Genomic DNA, 16,078 nt, shown 5'->3' on the forward strand with positions numbered 1-16,078 from the left:
ATCTCCGGACCCTGGTGACCCCATGGAAATACGCTGGCTTGAAGATTTTATGGCGCTGGCACGAACGCGCCATTTCTCACGGGCAGCCGAGCTGCAGCACGTGAGCCAGCCGACGTTCAGCCGTCGCATCAAGCTTCTCGAGGAAGCCATGGGGGCCACCCTGATCAATCGCCAGACCCTGCCACTGTCGCTGACACCGGCAGGGGAGGCCTTTGTCGAATTGTGCGAGCGGGTCACCCGGGACGTCCGGGACACCAAAGACCGCATTCACGACATGGAGGCCGAGGCCTCGGCGCGGATCAGCGTCGGCTCCACCCAGGGGCTGTTCTCCCATTTCTACCAGGGCTGGGCTCGCAAAGCCGGGGTCGCGGAGCGCCTGCAGCTGAACCTCAAGGCCACCAACTGGGTGGGGGAGCAATTCCTGGATGCCCTGGACAACGGCGAGTGCGACCTGGTGCTGTGCTACTGGCACAAGGATCTGCCCTGGGGCGAGCGGCTGAATCCGGATCGGTACGAGTCGATCACCCTGGCTCGGGAATCGCTGGTGCCGGTCAGTGTGATGGATGATGACGGTCAGCCGCGGTATTCGCTCCCGGGTACCGCGGAGCAGCCCGTGCCTCTGATTGCCTACCACCCCCGGGGGTTTCTGCAGTCCGCCATCGAGGCGCATCTCAGCCGCAGCAAGGACTCTGCGAGTCTGTTGCCACTGAATGAGAATACCCAGTCCGCCAGCATCAAGGCCCTGGTCAAACAGGGCTTTGGCATGGGTTGGCTGCCACAACGAATGACGGAAAAAAGCGAGCAGTTCGGAAGCCTGGTGCGGGCCGGGGATGAACACTGGGACGTACCGCTGGAAATTCGCCTGATCCGCCTGTGTGAGCCGCGCTCCGACGATCTTTTAACGCTCTGGGAGACATTGGAAAACCAACATGCCTGACACTGAACTATTGGCCCTGCAGACCGATCACATCCAGACGCTCCAGCAGCGATACCAGAAGGCTCTGTTGGCGCACGGTTACGACGGCCTGTTGATCAGCTCCGGTGCCGCGCCCATGCGCTACGGGGATGATCAGTCCTACCCTTTTCAGGGGTACGGCCCCTTTCTGCACTGGACCGGCCTGGCCGGCCAGGAACACAGCTGGTTGCTGATTCGCCCGGGCCGCACGCCTGTGCTCTGGTTGTATCAGCCGGTGGACTTCTGGCACGCGAACCTGGATCTGCCGGAGGAACCCTGGCAACAGGCGGTGGAGGTACGTTTCATACAGCACCGTGAGGCGCCGTCCATGGAGCGCGCCGGCAAGCTGGCGGTTATCGGGGATCCGGCGACCGTGGCGCAGGTGCCGGGTGATCACAACCCGGGGCGGTTGCTGGTGGACCTGGAGGAAACCCGCGTCCACAAGACGCCTTATGAAATTGCCTGTCTCGTCAGGGCCAACGAGATTGCCGTCTGCGGCCACAGGGCTGCCCGGGACACTTTCCTCGGTGGTGGCAGTGAGTTCGAGATCAGCCTGGCCTATCAGCGGGCCACCGGCCAGCGTGAGGCCGAAGCGCCTTACCAAAGCATCATTGGTGTCAACGAACACGCCGGCACCCTGCATTATCAGTTTTACGACATTGATGGGCCGGCCCGCGCCCGCAGCCTGCTGATCGACGCGGGTGTCCGATTCCGGGGCTATTGCTCGGACATTACCCGCACCACGCCCGGGGCCGGTGAAGGTCGGTTTGCCGCGCTGGTTCAGGGCCTTGAACAACTGCAGCGTCGCCTGTGCGGCATGGTGGCGCCCGGGGTCGATTACGTGGCCATCCACCGCAAAACCCATGACGGCATTGCGGCCTTGCTGAGTGCCGCCGGGGTGGTCTCGGGACTGGACGACGAGGCCCTGGTGGAGCAGGGGGTTACCCGGGCCTTTTTCCCCCACGGTATCGGCCACTACCTCGGAGTTCAGGTGCACGATGTCGCCGGCAAACGCGAGCCGTCGCCGGCAGACGCGCCGTTTCTGCGCCTGACCCGGACCCTGGAGCCGGGCATGGTTGTCACCATCGAGCCGGGGCTCTATTTTATCCCGTCACTGCTGGCTCCCATTCTGGACGGGCCGCTCGGAGGGCACTTCAATCACGCCGTAATCGACGATCTCAGAGGCTGTGGCGGCATTCGCATCGAGGACAATGTGGTGGTCACTGACGATGGCGCCCGCAACCTGACCCGGGAAGCCGGAGGCTGATGACCCTGTTGCAGAAATTTAACAAGAAGGGGTTGTAATTCGAGACGCAAATAACAATAATTATCACTACCTTTAATGTCGTTAGTGAGAATCAGTTATGTACGTGTGCCTTTGCCACGGGGTTACTGACCGGGAAATTCGCGAAGCTGCCGAAAACGGGGTTACCTCCATGCGTCAGCTTGGTAAAGAAATGGGAGTGGGCCGGCAATGCGGTCGCTGTGCCAGTACCGCTCGCGAGATCCTGAGGGAGTGTTCGACACCCGATTACCTGTCACTGGCTAACCTGTTGGCCCAACCGGCATAGACACACCTGCCGTTTGCTCTGTCTTCACCAAGCCGGTTCTCCGCGCCGGCCTGAGTTGCGAATCTTTCCCGCCTGCAATTTTTTATTGAGCTGTAACCGGCTATCCTTGGGTACGGATTACATACCTCAAAAGGGAGCCACGCTATGAAAGGCGATAAAAAGGTTATTCAGTATCTCAACAAGGTCCTCGCCAACGAGCTGACCGCCATTAACCAGTACTTCCTTCATTCCCGTATGTACAAGGACTGGGGTATTACCAAGCTGGCTGCCAAGGAATACGAGGAATCCATCGACGAAATGAAGCACGCCGATCAGTTGATCGAGCGCATCCTGTTTCTCGAGGGGTTGCCCAACCTTCAGGACCTCAACAAGCTTCTGATCGGTGAAAACGTCGAGGAGATGATCACCTGCGACCTCAAGCTTGAGCAGACCGCCCACGTCGACCTGAAAGAAGCGGTGGCCTACTGCGAGCAGGTTCAGGATTATGGCAGCCGCCAGTTGTTCCGCAGCATTCTCGACAGTGAAGAGGAACACATCGATTGGCTGGAAACCCAACTGGAGCTCATTTCCCAGATGGGTATCCAGAATTACATCCAGCTTCAGTCAGCCGCCGCGGAGTAAAACCAGACAATGGACCTGTCCTGTTTCAAAGCCTATGACCTGCGCGGTCGAGTGCCTGACCAGTTAAACCCGACCCTGGCCGAGCGCATCGGCCGAGCCTATGTCGAGATTACCGGTGCGAAGAAAGTCATTGTCGGTTACGACATCCGCCTGTCCAGTCCGGACATTGCCGAAGCGTTGAGTTCGGGCCTGATGGCTGCCGGCGCGGACGTTTTCGACATTGGTCTTTGCGGCACCGAGATGGTGTATTTTGCCACCAGCCATTACGGCATGGACGGCGGCATCATGGTGACCGCCAGCCATAATCCGAGAGATCACAACGGCATGAAAATGGTGGGCCCGGACTCGCGTCCCATCAGCTCCGACAACGGTCTGAACGACATTCGGGATCGGGTGCTGGAACCCTTCGCCGATGCTCCTGAGCTGGGACGTTACGAGCCGCTGGAAGCCATGAGTGCCTACATCGACCACCTGCTGGGTTACGTGGACGCGGGCTCGCTGAAGCCCATGACCATCGTCGCAAATGCCGGCAACGGTGGCGCGGGCCTGGTGATCGATGAACTCGAACAGCACCTGCCGTTCGAATTCGTGAAAGTACACCATCAGGCCGACGGCCACTTCCCCAACGGCGTACCCAACCCGATCCTGCCGGAGAACCGCACCGTGACCGCCGAGGCGGTGGTGGAGGAAGGGGCCGCCATGGGTATCGCCTGGGACGGCGACTACGACCGCTGTTTCTTCTTCGACGAAAACGGCCGGTTCATCGAAGGCTACTACATCGTTGGCCTGCTGGCCGACCAGTTCCTGCGCAAGACCGGTGGTGGCAAGGTGATTCACGACCCGCGCCTGACCTGGAATACCCTGGACCTGGTGAAGGCCGCCGGTGGCGAAGCCATCGAGAGCAAGACCGGCCACGCCTTCATCAAACAGCGCATGCGCGATGAAGACGCGGTCTATGGTGGCGAAATGAGCGCCCACCATTACTTCCGGGACTTCGCCTACTGCGACAGCGGCATGATTCCTTGGTTGTTGGTGGCCGAGCGTTTGAGCCAGTCCGGCCAGACCCTGTCTTCACTGATCGACGCCCGCATCGAAGCCTACCCGGCCAGCGGCGAGATCAACCGCACCATTGCCGATCCCCCAAAGGTAATTGCGGCGATCGAAGCCAAGTACGGTGTTGGTGCGAAAAGCGTCAGCCACGTGGATGGCGTCAGCATCGAGTTTGACGACTGGCGCTTCAACCTCCGGATGTCCAATACCGAACCGGTTGTCCGCCTGAACGTGGAATCACGGGGTGATATCCCGCTGATGGAAACAAAGACCAAAGAGTTACTGGAAGAGATGGAGCGTCTGAATCAGTAAGGCTCACTGTCAGACTCTCGGGCGATCGGGCCGGACGGGGCCTCTGAAACTGTGCGGAGCCAAGGATGGCGGAGCTCAAGCGCCACATGGATGTGCTTGAGCGGGTTTCAGAAGGCCCTGTTCGCTTGCCCTAACTCCTGAGTCAGAGCCAGTCGTTCAGCATAATCCCGATACCAAACCGCTCAATCCGGTGGTTGTAGTCGATCAGACTCTCCCCATACCCGTTGTAGTACTGGAAAAAGCCCTTAACCGTATCCCCCATCGGAAAGCTGTACCCGAACTCCACCGACGTCTTGTTGTCCGACCGCAGGTTATTCCTCAGGTTCAGGGAAAACGTACGATCCTCGCTCAGCTTGTACACGGTTGTGTAGTTCGCGTAACCCAGGTAGCGATCGATGTCCGGGTTGTCGTCCTCACTGTTTTCCGGAATGCGGTACCAGGGCTGGACGATGACCAGCCAGCGGTCATAGCTGTAGGCGGCGGAAGCGATGATGCGGTTCCAGCTTCGGGACCGCGGTTCGGATTGGCCGTTCGATTGATGGTTGAAACCGAACGTCAGCGCGTTCAGGGTCCCCTTGCCGATCTTCCAATCGGTCTGATAGCGCATGAAGATCTCGGGTTCGTAGTTGGTCTCCCGGAACGGCGCGGAATCGTCCCGGTTGTAAACCTGCCAGAACGATTTCTGGGTGTAGCCGAACCAGAGTGTGGTGCGGTCATCCAGCATCCCTGTGAACAGCGGCACCTTGAAGCTGATCTGGTATTTTGCCTCTTCGCGCTCCAGGTCATAGTCGTAGCTGGCAGCACCCAGGCTTGGACTTGTGGGCCTTGGGTTCGGGGACTTGACCCAGCTGATGGGCAGGATGTAAGTCGGCCGATAGCCGACAAAACTTCCAGAAAAGCTGAATACGGCCTTCTCCGCGGCGATGTATTGATCAACAATGGAGTCCATCACGCCTTCATTACTGTCTCCGTCGCCGGCCATGTCCTGCACCTTGGCTTCGCGCGTGGGCAGGGTTTTATCCGCTTCCTCTTCAATTTCCCTGACCTTGTCCGGGTTGGCCTCTTCCCGAGCCCGGTTCGGGTCCAGGACCCGGTCATAACAAGCCAGCCGTCGAATACCGTTCTCAATCAGGGCACACTCGTCTGCGGTGAGCTTCGGTGCGCTGTCATCCGGAATGGTGGTTTCCTGAGCGCCCGCCATACTCGAGACCAGAACCAGGCTCAACGTGGCCGACGCAGAAAGTCTCGATCGCATGGGCTGGCCCTCAGGTGGCGTTCAGGCTGATCCAGGTGTTGGCAACACCATACACCCAGACCCCGATCAGGGTAATGGCGAGTAGTGCAAACACCACCTTGTGGCGAAACCGGTTGGAGGCCTCCGCTGCTGCAACCCAACGCAGGTACATCAAGCCGATAAAGCTCAGGAAAACGCCCAGGCTGGCCGCCGCCGGAACCAGCAGCCAGGCCACGTTGAGCTGGCTGCCATCAGCGGTCTGGCTGGAGAACCAGCCCATAGAGGCCAGCAAGATGGCCAGGGCCGAAAACTCCGCAATCAGCAGGGGCTTGCGTAACGGATGCGGAGGGGGAGCGTCTGGTCGTGACATGCGGTAGTTCCTGGAGTCCTGAATGGTTGGCGGTTCTATGGTAACCGGAAACGTTGCAAAACGCTGTTTGGCTTACGAAATGGCAATTAATCTGGCTCAGATCAAGTGCTGATTTTGCCGTTTGGTTTTTTTGCCAGGGTTCAGTCGCTATAATGCGGGCACTGAAGATTATAACGCTCTAATGCGAGGTGCATTGTGAAGATGAAGAGAGTCCTGGCTGTCGTACTGCTTGGTTTCGGCCTCACCGCCGGTGCCGTGATGGCAAGTGTTGAAGATGAAATTCGTTCACGCATCGAACCGGTCGGCGAAGTGTGCCTGCAGGGCGACGAGTGTGGAGCTGCCGCTGCGCCCACCCAGACCGCCAGTTCTGGCCCCCGTCCTGGCCCGGAAGTCTATGACGCCGTCTGCATGGCCTGCCACACTACCGGTGCAGCCGGTGCACCGAAAATCGGCGATACCGCTGCCTGGGCGCCACGTATTGAAAAGGGCATGGAGACCCTCATCAACCACGCGATCAACGGCTTCAATGCCATGCCGGCCAAAGGTGGTTGTGCGAACTGTCCGGATGAGGAAATCGCCAGCGCGGTCGAGCACATCGTGTCGGAAAGCCAGTAAGTTCTCGCTGGGCAGAAAAAAGAAAGCCCCCGCAGTCGCGGGGGCTTTTTTTTTGGATAACGTCCTGAGGGCCTTGTTCAAGGCAATGGTGTGAATTCCAGCTCGCCACCAATGCGCCGGGTCTCGCCCTGCTCCGTCTGGATCGCAATTGTCCAGGTTTTTGGCCCTCCAGTCTGGCCGTGACCAACCTTCCGGGTGTCCAGTCTCGGATCTAGCCAGCCGTAGCTGCCGGACTGGGACAGGGCCATCCAGGTGACCTCTCCGGGTTCCTGCCCGATGTCAGCATCCGGTTGCGCCGACCGGTTTGGAAGCGCCTGCCAGCTCGGGCTGTGTGTGTTTACCTGCACTTCTGTACGGGTGAATCTCAGGAAGGCCTCGCCTTCCATGCCCATAACGGTGAGCGGGCGCTCACCCTGGTAGCGAAGCATGATGCCGGGCCTCGGGGCATCCAGGATCATGGCGCTGAGACCGGGTATGTCCGGCCGTTCCGTGATGCGGGCCTTGACCAAACCCTCCGGCAGGTCACCCGCTTCCGGTGCGCCATGGGCCGCTGTCAGCCCGGAGGCTGACAGGGACGCCAGACCGAACAGCACCAGACTCACGATACCGCTTCTGGTATGTCCGAATGTCATATTGCCGCTCCCGGGTCAGAGGATCTCAAGCGTCGATTCGATGATGCCGTCTTCGGTTGTGGTGTCACTGGCCATCCGGGGCGGCGCCATACATTCGAGGCTTTCATTAACCACCGTGATCGGTGCGGATACCGAGGGTACCCGGCCTTCCGGCGTATCCTTGCTCACGAACAGCATGTACTCGCCCGCCGGCACCACGTTGTGGTTGTCGGGCATGGTCAGGGTCACCTTGTTGCCTGCCTGCTTCTCCATCTTCAGCTCGATGGCGCGCTGGTCGCCGTCGACGACGTGGGTCATCACGGTCCGACGGATCAGCAGTGCCTTGTCGATGGCGTCCGCCTGGTCAACTTTGACATTGAAGCGGTCACCGATGGTCAGGTTGCCTGGTGCGCTCTGGATCTGCGGACGATCATTGCGCATGGCATAGGGCGGGGTGTAGATCTCGAAGCTGGGATCCCGACCGTCATAGGGCGCCAGTCCGAAGTCCTGCAGATCGACAAACGTCAGGTACGCAGTGTTGATCGGTGAGTGCCCGGCGATCATCACGCGGCCATCTTCCATCAGCACGGCGGTGTTGTGATAGGTGCGGGACCGGTGTCCCGTTGCCATCTCGGTCCAGGTGCCGGTTTCCGGGTCGAAGCGTTCCGCGGTACGGATCGGACCTTCCAGGCCCGGTGCCACTACGCCGTCCCGGTTGCCACCACTGAAGACCATGACGCTGCCATCCGGCATCAGCACGTTGGTGCCATACCAGCGTGGCTGGTTCAGCGGTCCGGTCAGCCGCGACTCATAGTCAATTGCATCACCGTTGGTGGTGATGCGGTCAATCCGGCTCTGGTCGGTCGGCAGGTAGCCTCCGGGGTTGGTCAGCAACGCGTAGCTGGGAACGCCACCGGCCGTCAGCAGCTCGACCTCGGTGTATTCGCCGTTGGTGTCCGGCGCCAGTGGCAGCATGGTCGAGGAGGTGGAACCCCGCATGCCACCGGCTATGGCCATCCGCAGTTCTTCCTCGGTGACGCCGAGCTCGGCCGCGCTTTCCAGCAAGTCCGCAGGTGATTCAAGCACGTCGCCAATCACGGATACGGCCTGTTCCAGGGAGGCGTTGGTGACGTTCAGGGTGCTGCTGAGCTGGCTCAGGCCGGCCTCATCCAGTCGCAGGGGCAGGCCGGCATAGCTGATGTCGGTCCAGCGCTGGGTCTCGGGATTGAAGCTGGCCACGATGTTCCACAGTGCCTGGTCGTACCCCTGACCAAACGGGTTAAAGGCCTGGCCGCCGGCGTTGTAGAAGACGTGGCCGTTGGGCAGCAGGTGCATGCGCGGGTAGAGCGGCAGTGACCGGTCGGCGGTGGACGGGTTCTCCGACCAGGTGCCGGCGCAGGGGTTGTAGGTCTCGGTCTGCACCACGTTGCGGCCGCTGTTCAGGGGCTCGTCCGGATACACGGGCTTGAGCAGCTTGGTCACGCCGCTGGCGACGAAGACGTCGCCGCTGCCCATGGTGACCAGTGACGGATACCAGCGGCCGTAGGTCATGTCGCCACTCTGGCTCCAGGTGTTGGTCTCCTCATCGAAAATCCGGGAGTTCTTGATGCCCTCAAGTTCGGCAACGCCAAGAGGCAGGCCGTCGACGCCCGGTTCGGAATAGTAATCGGTGCCACCGACGGCCATCACGTTACCATTTGCCAGACCGATGACGTCCGAGCAGAACAGGGCGCCATCGTTTTTGCTGGTGTTGTCGGCGGTATCAATGGCGCCGTCCAGTTCGGTGCCGTCCAGCAGGGTTTCGCTGTCGTTGCCGTCGGGGTTGGCCCCGGCGTCCAGAGGTGAGGGTTTGAGCCAGGAGGGGGTGTCGTTTTCATCCAGTGACAGTACCCGCGTCTGGTCGTTGACTGACACCTCGCCGAACTCGGCGACGATCGACAGTTCCACGTTTTCCGTCCCTTCCAGGGCATTCAGGTAGAGCAGGCGCCCGTCCTTGAGAAGCGCCATGGTGCCGGCGGCGGGCTTGCACTCGTCGAGTCCGTCCTCACGGGTGATGCACTTTTCATCGGTTCTGACCGCTTCGCCGTCCACAATGATGGTGGGCTCCGCAAAAGGTTCGCTGAAAGTACCCTTGCCATCGTAGCTGGCCTCGAACGTGGGTTCTTCGGTCTGGGTCGTGGTGTCTTCAGTTGATCCGTCCAACAGTCCGCCGAGGAGGCCGGCGCTGACCGTGGTCGACCCGGCCGCCAACAGCAAAAAGGATCCGGTGACGTGCGAGATTCGCTTCGGTATTCGGGACATTGTTGTCCTCCTGATCTTGTTGTTGTGGAAACGGGATTCAGGGTCCCGTCTGCTACAACGGATCAGGCTTCCGGACAGATGCAGTAAATGTGAAAAAAGGTAAAAATCAGTTCCCGAGGTCGCCAAGCAACGCGCTGAGCGTGGCCTTGCCCTTCTTCTGGTTGGCCTCGACATCCAGGTCGCCCTGGCCTTCCCATTTAAGGTCCTCCTCGGGAAGCTCATCCAGAAACCGGCTGGGAATGGTCTCGATCTTTTCGCCGTACTGTTTCCGGGCGGCGGCGTAGGTCAGCGTCAGGGTTTCCCGGGCCCGGGTGATGCCCACGTACATCAACCGTCGTTCTTCCTCGATGTTGCCTTCTTCAATACTGCTCCGGTGGGGAAGGATTTCCTCCTCCAGGCCCATGATGAACACATGGGGGAACTCAAGCCCTTTCGAGGCGTGCAGGGTCAGTAGCTGGACTTTGTCGCTGTCGTCTTCCTCCTCCCGCTGTTCCATCATGTCCCGGAGGATGAGCTTGGTAATGGCATCTTCTATGCCCAGCTCGTCTGCCGTGCCCTTGCCATCGTCCAGCATGCGCTGGATCGACTCCACCAGATACCAGATGTTCTCCATCCGGCGTTCAGCCTGCTTGGGGGTGCCCGAGTGCTGGTGCAGCCATTCCTCGTATTCGATGTCGGTGAACAGTTGCTTGATGACCGGAATCGGGTTTTCGCTGAACAGCCTCTCGCAGGTGGCGTCGACCCAGTGGGCGAACCGGCGCAGGCGGTCCAGGCCTTTCTCGGTCACGTGGGTCTCCGCGCCCATGTCACCCAGGGCTTTGAACAGGCTGACGTTGCGGGCGCGGGCGTAATGACTGAGCTGCTCCAGCGTGCGCGGGCCGATTTCCCGGCGCGGCACATTGACCACCCGTAGGAAGGCGGCGTTGTCGTCCGGGTTGATCATAAGGCGCAGGTAAGACATGGCGTCCTTGATCTCGTTCTTGGAGAAAAACGACTGCCCACCGGAGATCCGGTAGGGGATCTGATAGGCCTGGAGCTTCATCTCCAGCAGGCGGGCCTGGTGGTTGCCCCGGTACAGCACCGCGAAGTCCCGGAATTCGAGGCCCTGCCTCAGCTTCTGGTCGAGAATTTCCGTTGCCACACGCTCGGTTTCGGCGTCCTCATTCCGGCAGCGGACAATTCGGATCTCCTCGCCGATGGTGTGGTCACTCCACAACGCCTTTTCGAACACGTGGGGGTTGTTGGCGATCACGGTGTTGGCACTGCGCAGGATGCGCGCGGTGGAACGGTAGTTCTGCTCCAGTTTGACGATCCTGAGGCTCGGGAAGTCTTCTTTCAGCTGCGCCAGGTTCTCCGGTCGAGCCCCGCGCCAGGCATAAATGGACTGGTCATCGTCACCCACGACGGTAAAGGCGGCCCTTTCGGCCACCAGCAGCTTGACCAGTTCGTACTGGCAGACGTTGGTGTCCTGATACTCATCCACCAGCATGTACCGAATCTTGCGGCGCCACTTGGCCAGGATGTCCGGTTGCGTGCGGAAGAGCTGCACCGGCAGCAGGATCAGGTCGTCGAAGTCGACGGCGTTGTAGGCTTTCAGGTATTCGTTGTATTTGCCGTAGACCAGGGCAATGCGCTGTTCCCGCTCGTCGGCGGCCTTGCTCCGGGCTTCGGCCGGCCCTCGCATGGCATTCTTCCAGGACGAGATGGTCATCTGGACATCGTTGAGTTCGTCGCCGGCCTCGGTGCTGCCTTCCCGGAGCATCAGGTCCTGCAGCAGCGCCTTGGCGTCCTCGGCGTCAAAGATCGAAAACCCGGGGTGATAGCCGAGGTGGGCATGCTCCTCCCGGATCATGTTCAGGCCAAGGTTGTGGAACGTTGAGACAATCAGGCCCCGGGTGAGCTTGCGATCGACAATCCGTCCGACCCGCTCTTTCATCTCCCGGGCAGCCTTGTTGGTAAAGGTCAGGGCAGCGATGTGCCGGCCCGGAATGCCCAGTTGCTCGATCAGATAGGCAATCTTCCGGGTGATAACACTGGTTTTGCCACTGCCGGCACCAGCGAGGACGAGCAGGGGACCGTCGGCGTAGCGTACCGCTTCACTTTGTCGGGGATTGAGCTTGTTCACAAATAATGGGCCAGAATGGAACGAAATGTGCGTTTGCGTCGTCTGCTCTATTCTACACGAGCGTGCCTTTCTGTACCTTGCTGATCTATCGGCTATCCTAGGTAGGACGGATTTGGTCGTTCACGCAAAAATGGATTCTGATTAATGACATTGCCACTGGAGACGATTAGCCCAAGCCCGCTGCGTCTATTGGTTCTTGTCCCGGATTATTCGGATTTTCTGTGGCTCAACGATTTCCTGTCCCGCGATCCTGAATTTGACCCCGACGCCACCTGGTGCCCGGATCTCATCGATTGTGACGATCTGATCCGCAACGCAAGTTTCGATGTCATTATCTGGGATTGCGTCTTCCACGGTGGGTCCGAATCCGCCTTTCTGCAGTACCTCGCGGTTGGCAGCAATGAAAAGCCGGTACTGGCGCTGAGTGCCGAACCGGCTGACGAGCGGGCGTCGGAACTGATTGCCGCCGGCGCCGGGGACTACCTGAGCCGGCAGGCACTCGATCACTGGAGTCTCCGCCGGGCGGTCCGGAGCCTCTGGTTTCGGGGGCAGCTGGCCGAGTCGGCCCACGGGCAGCTGGGGCGCGACGTCGCCACCGGTTTCATTAACCGGGATCTGTTTTTCGACCGGCTGCAGCAATCGTTGATGCGGGCAGAGCGGGGCGGCCAGCGCCTGGCGCTGCTGCACCTCAATATCGATGACTTCCGCAGTATCAATGAGTCCTTCGGCTACCAGAAGAGCGACCAGTTGATGATGAAATTGGCGGAGCGCCTGCGCCATACCCTTCGGCGGGTGGATTCGTTGATGCGAATTGGCGGCGATGAACTGGCCATCATCGTCGAAAAAGTGGAAGACTCGCTGGATATTACCCAGATCATTCGCAAAGTGGTCACGATTCTGGATGAGCCGGTGACCATTGACGGCCAGGCCATCGGGGTGAATGCCAGTCTCGGAGTCGCTACCTTCCCCGAGGCGGGCGACAGCGCCGAGAACCTCATGCGGCGCGCCAACCGGGCCATGTTCGAAGCCAAGCGCGATCCCGGGACCAGTTATCGCTTTTACGATCGCCACCTGCACATCTCGGCGGGTTATCAGCTCCGGCTTGAAGCCGACCTGCGCAGTGCCCTCCGGGGCAAGGAATTGGAACTCTATTACCAGCCGCGAATTGATCTGGCCACGGAGGAGGTTCGGGGGGTGGAGTGCCTGTTGCGCTGGAACCATCCAGAGCGCGGCCTGGTCGGACCGGACGAGTTTATTCCGGTCGCGGAACGCAGTGGCCTGATCGTGCCCATTGGCTACTGGGTCATAGAGCAGGCGTGCAAGCGGCTTCAGGACTCGGTGGAGCTGGGCTTTCCGGGTCTGGTGTTTGCGGTCAATCTGTCGTTTCGCCAATTCCACGACCGCAAGATGACGGAGACCATCTTCCGGATCATCTTCAATGCCAACGTCGATACGAGCCTGCTGGAACTCGAACTCACGGAGAGTGCGATGATGCACGATCCGGAATACGCCCGGCGGTGCCTGCGGGAACTGAACCAGCTCGGCATCAGCTTCGCGCTGGACGATTTCGGCACCGGCTTCTCGTCGCTGAGCAACCTCCAGCATCTGCCCATTTCCCTGGTCAAGATCGACAAGTCCTTCGTGCAGGAGCTGGGCCAGTCGGCCGACGCGGAACACATCATCCGGGCCATCATCAGCCTGGCCCACAGTCTGCAGATCAGCGTGGTAGCCGAGGGCGTGGAAACCGAGGGTCAACTGGAATTCCTGCGCCAGCAGCATTGTGATGAAATCCAGGGGTACTATTACGCCCGCCCCATGCCCTGGAACGAGCTTGTTCAATTTCTGCGCAGTCGCGGACAGGCCGCTTGCCTGCAGCGATAAGCCGCTGTACCTTTCCTCCTTTAATTCGATACCAATCTTATTTTACCGAGGTTGCATGAACAGTATTTCCAGGCGCATTGCCGAAGAACTTGGCGTACGCGAGCAGCAGGTCAATGCCACCGTCGAACTGCTCGACGAAGGGGCAACCGTTCCGTTTATCGCCCGTTACCGGAAAGAGGTCACCGGTTCGCTGGATGACAGTCAGCTGCGCAATCTGGAAGAGCGGTTGCGCTATCTGCGCGAGCTTGAGGATCGTCGGTCCACCATCCTTAACAGCATCGAGGAACAGGGCAAACTGACCGATGAGCTGCGCGCCAGCATCAACGATGCCGATACCAAGAACCGTCTGGAAGACCTGTACCTGCCGTACAAGCCCAAGCGTCGCACCAAGGCACAGATTGCCCGGGAAGCCGGACTGGAGCCGCTGGCCGATGCCCTTTATGACGACCCGACTCTGGATCCGGAGGCCACGGCGCAGGGGTACCTCAACAAGGACGCGGGTGTGGAGGATACCAAGGCGGCGCTGGACGGCGCCCGCTACATCCTGATGGAACGGTTCGCCGAGGACGCGGAGTTGCTGGGCAGCCTGCGCGATTTTATCTGGCAGCAGGGCCAATTGAAGGTGTCGGTGATCGAGGGCAAGGAAAACGAGGGCGCCAAGTTCCGGGATTACTTCGACCACGTGGAGCCTCTGAAAAAAGTGCCGTCGCACCGGGCCCTGGCCATTCTACGGGGCCGGAACGAAGGTATCCTGGCCTACAACCTTGTGGTTGGCGACACCGAGGACGATCGCCGACAGCCGCACCCGGCCGAACAGCGCATCGCCGCGCACTGGCATATCCGGGATAACGGCCGGGCGGCCGACAAATGGCTGTCGGAAGTGGTGCGCTGGACCTGGCGGGTGAAGCTCTCAACCCAGATTGAAACCGACCTGATGGCCCAGGTGCGCGAAGCCGCCGAGACCGAGGCCATCAATGTCTTTGCCGCCAATCTGAAAGATCTGCTGCTGCTCGCGCCGGCCGGGCCGCGCCCGACCCTTGGCCTCGATCCGGGTCTGCGAACCGGGGTGAAAGTGGCGGTGATCGACGGCACCAGTCAGGTGGTGGGCCATGGAGCGATCTATCCCCATGCCCCCAAGAACCAGTGGGACCAGTCCATCGAGCAGCTGGCGAAATGGTGTCGTGACTACAGGATCGAGCTGGTTGCCATCGGAAACGGCACCGCCTCACGGGAAACCGAGAAGCTGGTCGCCGACCTGTGCAAACGCTATCCGGAGCTGAAGCTGGCGCGGATCGTGGTCAGCGAGTCCGGCGCGTCAATCTATTCCGCCTCGGAATTCGCCTCCCGGGAACTGCCGGATCTGGATGTCACCATCCGCGGCGCGGTCTCCATTGCCCGTCGTCTGCAGGATCCGCTGGCGGAACTGGTGAAGATCGAACCGAAGTCCATCGGGGTGGGCCAGTACCAGCACGACGTTTCCCAGGTTCAGCTGTCCCGCAGCCTCGATGCTGTCGTCGAGGACTGTGTAAACGGCGTGGGCGTGGATCTGAACACTGCCTCCGTGCCGCTGCTGGCGCGTGTCTCCGGCCTGAACCAGAGCATCGCCCAGAATATCGTGGACTTCCGCAGCCAGAACGGCCTGTTCAATAACCGCAAACAACTGCTGAAAGTGTCGCGCCTCGGGGACCGCACCTTCGAGCAGGCCGCCGGTTTCCTGCGCATTGCCGGTGGTGACAATCCCCTGGATCGCTCGTCGGTGCATCCGGAGGCCTACGGTGTGGTTGAGGCCATTGCCGCCAAGAATAATCGCAAGGTGGACGATATTGTCGGCGATTCGGCCTTCCTGCGCGGGCTGAACCCGAGCGATTACGTGACTGACCAGTTTGGTGTCCCGACCATCAAGGACATCATCGCCGAACTGGAGAAACCGGGCCGGGACCCACGTCCGGAATTCCGGTTCGCCAGTTTCGAGGAAGGGGTGGAAACCCTCAGTGATCTGGAGCCCGGCATGGTGCTGGAAGGTTCGGTCACCAACGTCACCAATTTCGGGGCATTCGTCGACATCGGGGTGCATCAGGATGGGCTGGTGCACATTTCCGCGCTGTCGCATACTTTCGTGAAAGACCCGAGGGAAGTGGTTAAAGCCGGAGACATCGTCAAGGTCAAGGTCATGGACGTGGATATCCCCCGTAAACGGATTGCCCTGTCCATGCGTATGGATGACCAGCCAGGTGAGAAAAATGACGGTAAGTCCGCCGGAGCCGGACGTGGCCGCGCCGACCACAAACCCGGTGGCCGGAACCCGCGGTCCGGTGGTGGGCAAAAACAGCAGCAGGGTGCCATGGCCGGCGCCCTGGCCCAGGCCCTGGCTTCGGCCCGCAAGGATAATCGTTAACCGGTTTTCCATCTATCCATCGGCCGGCACCGCTCAC

The 16,078-nt window shown here is 60.3% G+C and carries 13 protein-coding genes; 8 read left to right on the forward strand and 5 right to left on the reverse strand.

Annotated elements, in window-relative coordinates; translation table 11 throughout:
• Positions 1–22 precede the first annotated feature (22 nt).
• The 5 genes from QQF73_RS14155 to QQF73_RS14175 all read left to right on the forward strand — a co-directional run bounded on the left by QQF73_RS14155 (position 23) and on the right by QQF73_RS14175 (position 4,509).
• Entirely contained in the window at positions 23–937 is a 915-nt protein-coding gene (locus QQF73_RS14155; RefSeq protein ID WP_285368601.1) for a LysR family transcriptional regulator, read from the forward strand.
• Positions 930–2,222 (forward strand): Xaa-Pro dipeptidase, encoded by a 1,293-nt coding sequence (pepQ, locus tag QQF73_RS14160; protein WP_285368603.1) that lies wholly within the window; start codon positions 930–932, stop codon positions 2,220–2,222. Before QQF73_RS14155 ends, pepQ begins: the two co-directional genes overlap by 8 nt.
• 97 nt (positions 2,223–2,319) lie before the next feature.
• Positions 2,320–2,526 (forward strand): bacterioferritin-associated ferredoxin, encoded by a 207-nt coding sequence (locus QQF73_RS14165; protein WP_218636546.1) that lies wholly within the window; start codon positions 2,320–2,322, stop codon positions 2,524–2,526.
• A 144-nt stretch (positions 2,527–2,670) separates the two neighbouring features.
• Positions 2,671–3,147 carry a bacterioferritin gene (bfr, locus tag QQF73_RS14170; RefSeq protein WP_218636547.1) on the forward strand — a complete coding sequence of 159 codons (477 nt, stop codon included), beginning with the start codon at positions 2,671–2,673 and terminating at the stop codon, positions 3,145–3,147.
• Between the two features lie 9 nt (positions 3,148–3,156).
• Positions 3,157–4,509 carry a phosphohexomutase domain-containing protein gene (locus QQF73_RS14175; protein ID WP_285368604.1) on the forward strand — a complete coding sequence of 451 codons (1,353 nt, stop codon included), beginning with the start codon at positions 3,157–3,159 and terminating at the stop codon, positions 4,507–4,509.
• Between the two features lie 142 nt (positions 4,510–4,651).
• Here QQF73_RS14175 and QQF73_RS14180 read toward each other — a convergent pair whose 3' ends face one another.
• On the reverse strand, positions 4,652–5,764 hold the full coding sequence (locus QQF73_RS14180) for a phospholipase A (protein ID WP_416383203.1): 1,113 nt from the start codon (positions 5,762–5,764) through the stop codon (positions 4,652–4,654).
• Positions 5,765–5,774: 10 nt separating this feature from the next.
• Positions 5,775–6,113, reverse strand: a complete 339-nt coding sequence (locus QQF73_RS14185; protein WP_219867871.1) for a hypothetical protein — start codon at positions 6,111–6,113, stop codon at positions 5,775–5,777.
• A gap of 201 nt (positions 6,114–6,314) precedes the next feature.
• On the opposite strand from QQF73_RS14185, the gene QQF73_RS14190 reads away from it, so the two are divergent.
• Positions 6,315–6,728: a c-type cytochrome gene (locus QQF73_RS14190; protein WP_219867872.1), complete on the forward strand. Its 414-nt coding sequence runs from the start codon at positions 6,315–6,317 to the stop codon at positions 6,726–6,728.
• A 77-nt stretch (positions 6,729–6,805) separates the two neighbouring features.
• Here QQF73_RS14190 and QQF73_RS14195 read toward each other — a convergent pair whose 3' ends face one another.
• The 3 genes from QQF73_RS14195 to rep form a co-directional block, all read right to left on the reverse strand.
• Positions 6,806–7,360: a hypothetical protein gene (locus QQF73_RS14195; RefSeq protein WP_219867873.1), complete on the reverse strand. Its 555-nt coding sequence runs from the start codon at positions 7,358–7,360 to the stop codon at positions 6,806–6,808.
• A gap of 15 nt (positions 7,361–7,375) precedes the next feature.
• The gene (locus QQF73_RS14200; RefSeq protein ID WP_285368605.1) at positions 7,376–9,640 is read right to left on the reverse strand and encodes a galactose oxidase early set domain-containing protein; all 2,265 of its coding nucleotides are present in this window, start codon (positions 9,638–9,640) and stop codon (positions 7,376–7,378) included.
• Between the two features lie 106 nt (positions 9,641–9,746).
• The gene (gene rep / locus QQF73_RS14205; protein ID WP_219867875.1) at positions 9,747–11,765 is read right to left on the reverse strand and encodes a DNA helicase Rep; all 2,019 of its coding nucleotides are present in this window, start codon (positions 11,763–11,765) and stop codon (positions 9,747–9,749) included.
• Positions 11,766–11,909: 144 nt separating this feature from the next.
• Between rep and QQF73_RS14210 the strand changes: the two genes are divergently transcribed.
• Both QQF73_RS14210 and QQF73_RS14215 read left to right on the forward strand, forming a co-directional pair.
• Positions 11,910–13,646, forward strand: coding sequence for a GGDEF domain-containing response regulator (locus QQF73_RS14210; RefSeq protein ID WP_219867876.1), 1,737 nt, complete (start codon positions 11,910–11,912; stop codon positions 13,644–13,646).
• A gap of 55 nt (positions 13,647–13,701) precedes the next feature.
• Positions 13,702–16,041: a Tex family protein gene (locus QQF73_RS14215; RefSeq protein ID WP_219867877.1), complete on the forward strand. Its 2,340-nt coding sequence runs from the start codon at positions 13,702–13,704 to the stop codon at positions 16,039–16,041.
• Positions 16,042–16,078 lie beyond the last annotated feature (37 nt).

The organism is Marinobacter albus, from assembly GCF_030238305.1.
GTDB lineage: Bacteria > Pseudomonadota > Gammaproteobacteria > Pseudomonadales > Oleiphilaceae > Marinobacter > Marinobacter albus.

Excerpts from the sequence above, each read along its gene's own strand:
- QQF73_RS14210 (WP_219867876.1), top strand. The coding sequence starts at position 11,910 with ATGACATTGCCACTGGAGACGATTAGCCCAAGCCCGCTGCGTCTATTG.
- QQF73_RS14200 (WP_285368605.1), bottom strand. The coding sequence starts at position 9,640 with ATGTCCCGAATACCGAAGCGAATCTCGCACGTCACCGGATCCTTTTTG.
- QQF73_RS14175 (WP_285368604.1), top strand. The coding sequence starts at position 3,157 with ATGGACCTGTCCTGTTTCAAAGCCTATGACCTGCGCGGTCGAGTGCCT.
- QQF73_RS14190 (WP_219867872.1), top strand. The coding sequence starts at position 6,315 with ATGAAGAGAGTCCTGGCTGTCGTACTGCTTGGTTTCGGCCTCACCGCC.
- bfr (WP_218636547.1), top strand. The coding sequence starts at position 2,671 with ATGAAAGGCGATAAAAAGGTTATTCAGTATCTCAACAAGGTCCTCGCC.
- QQF73_RS14185 (WP_219867871.1), bottom strand. The coding sequence starts at position 6,113 with ATGTCACGACCAGACGCTCCCCCTCCGCATCCGTTACGCAAGCCCCTG.
- pepQ (WP_285368603.1), top strand. The coding sequence starts at position 930 with ATGCCTGACACTGAACTATTGGCCCTGCAGACCGATCACATCCAGACG.
- QQF73_RS14195 (WP_219867873.1), bottom strand. The coding sequence starts at position 7,360 with ATGACATTCGGACATACCAGAAGCGGTATCGTGAGTCTGGTGCTGTTC.
- QQF73_RS14155 (WP_285368601.1), top strand. The coding sequence starts at position 23 with ATGGAAATACGCTGGCTTGAAGATTTTATGGCGCTGGCACGAACGCGC.
- QQF73_RS14165 (WP_218636546.1), top strand. The coding sequence starts at position 2,320 with ATGTACGTGTGCCTTTGCCACGGGGTTACTGACCGGGAAATTCGCGAA.
- QQF73_RS14180 (WP_416383203.1), bottom strand. The coding sequence starts at position 5,764 with ATGCGATCGAGACTTTCTGCGTCGGCCACGTTGAGCCTGGTTCTGGTC.
- QQF73_RS14215 (WP_219867877.1), top strand. The coding sequence starts at position 13,702 with ATGAACAGTATTTCCAGGCGCATTGCCGAAGAACTTGGCGTACGCGAG.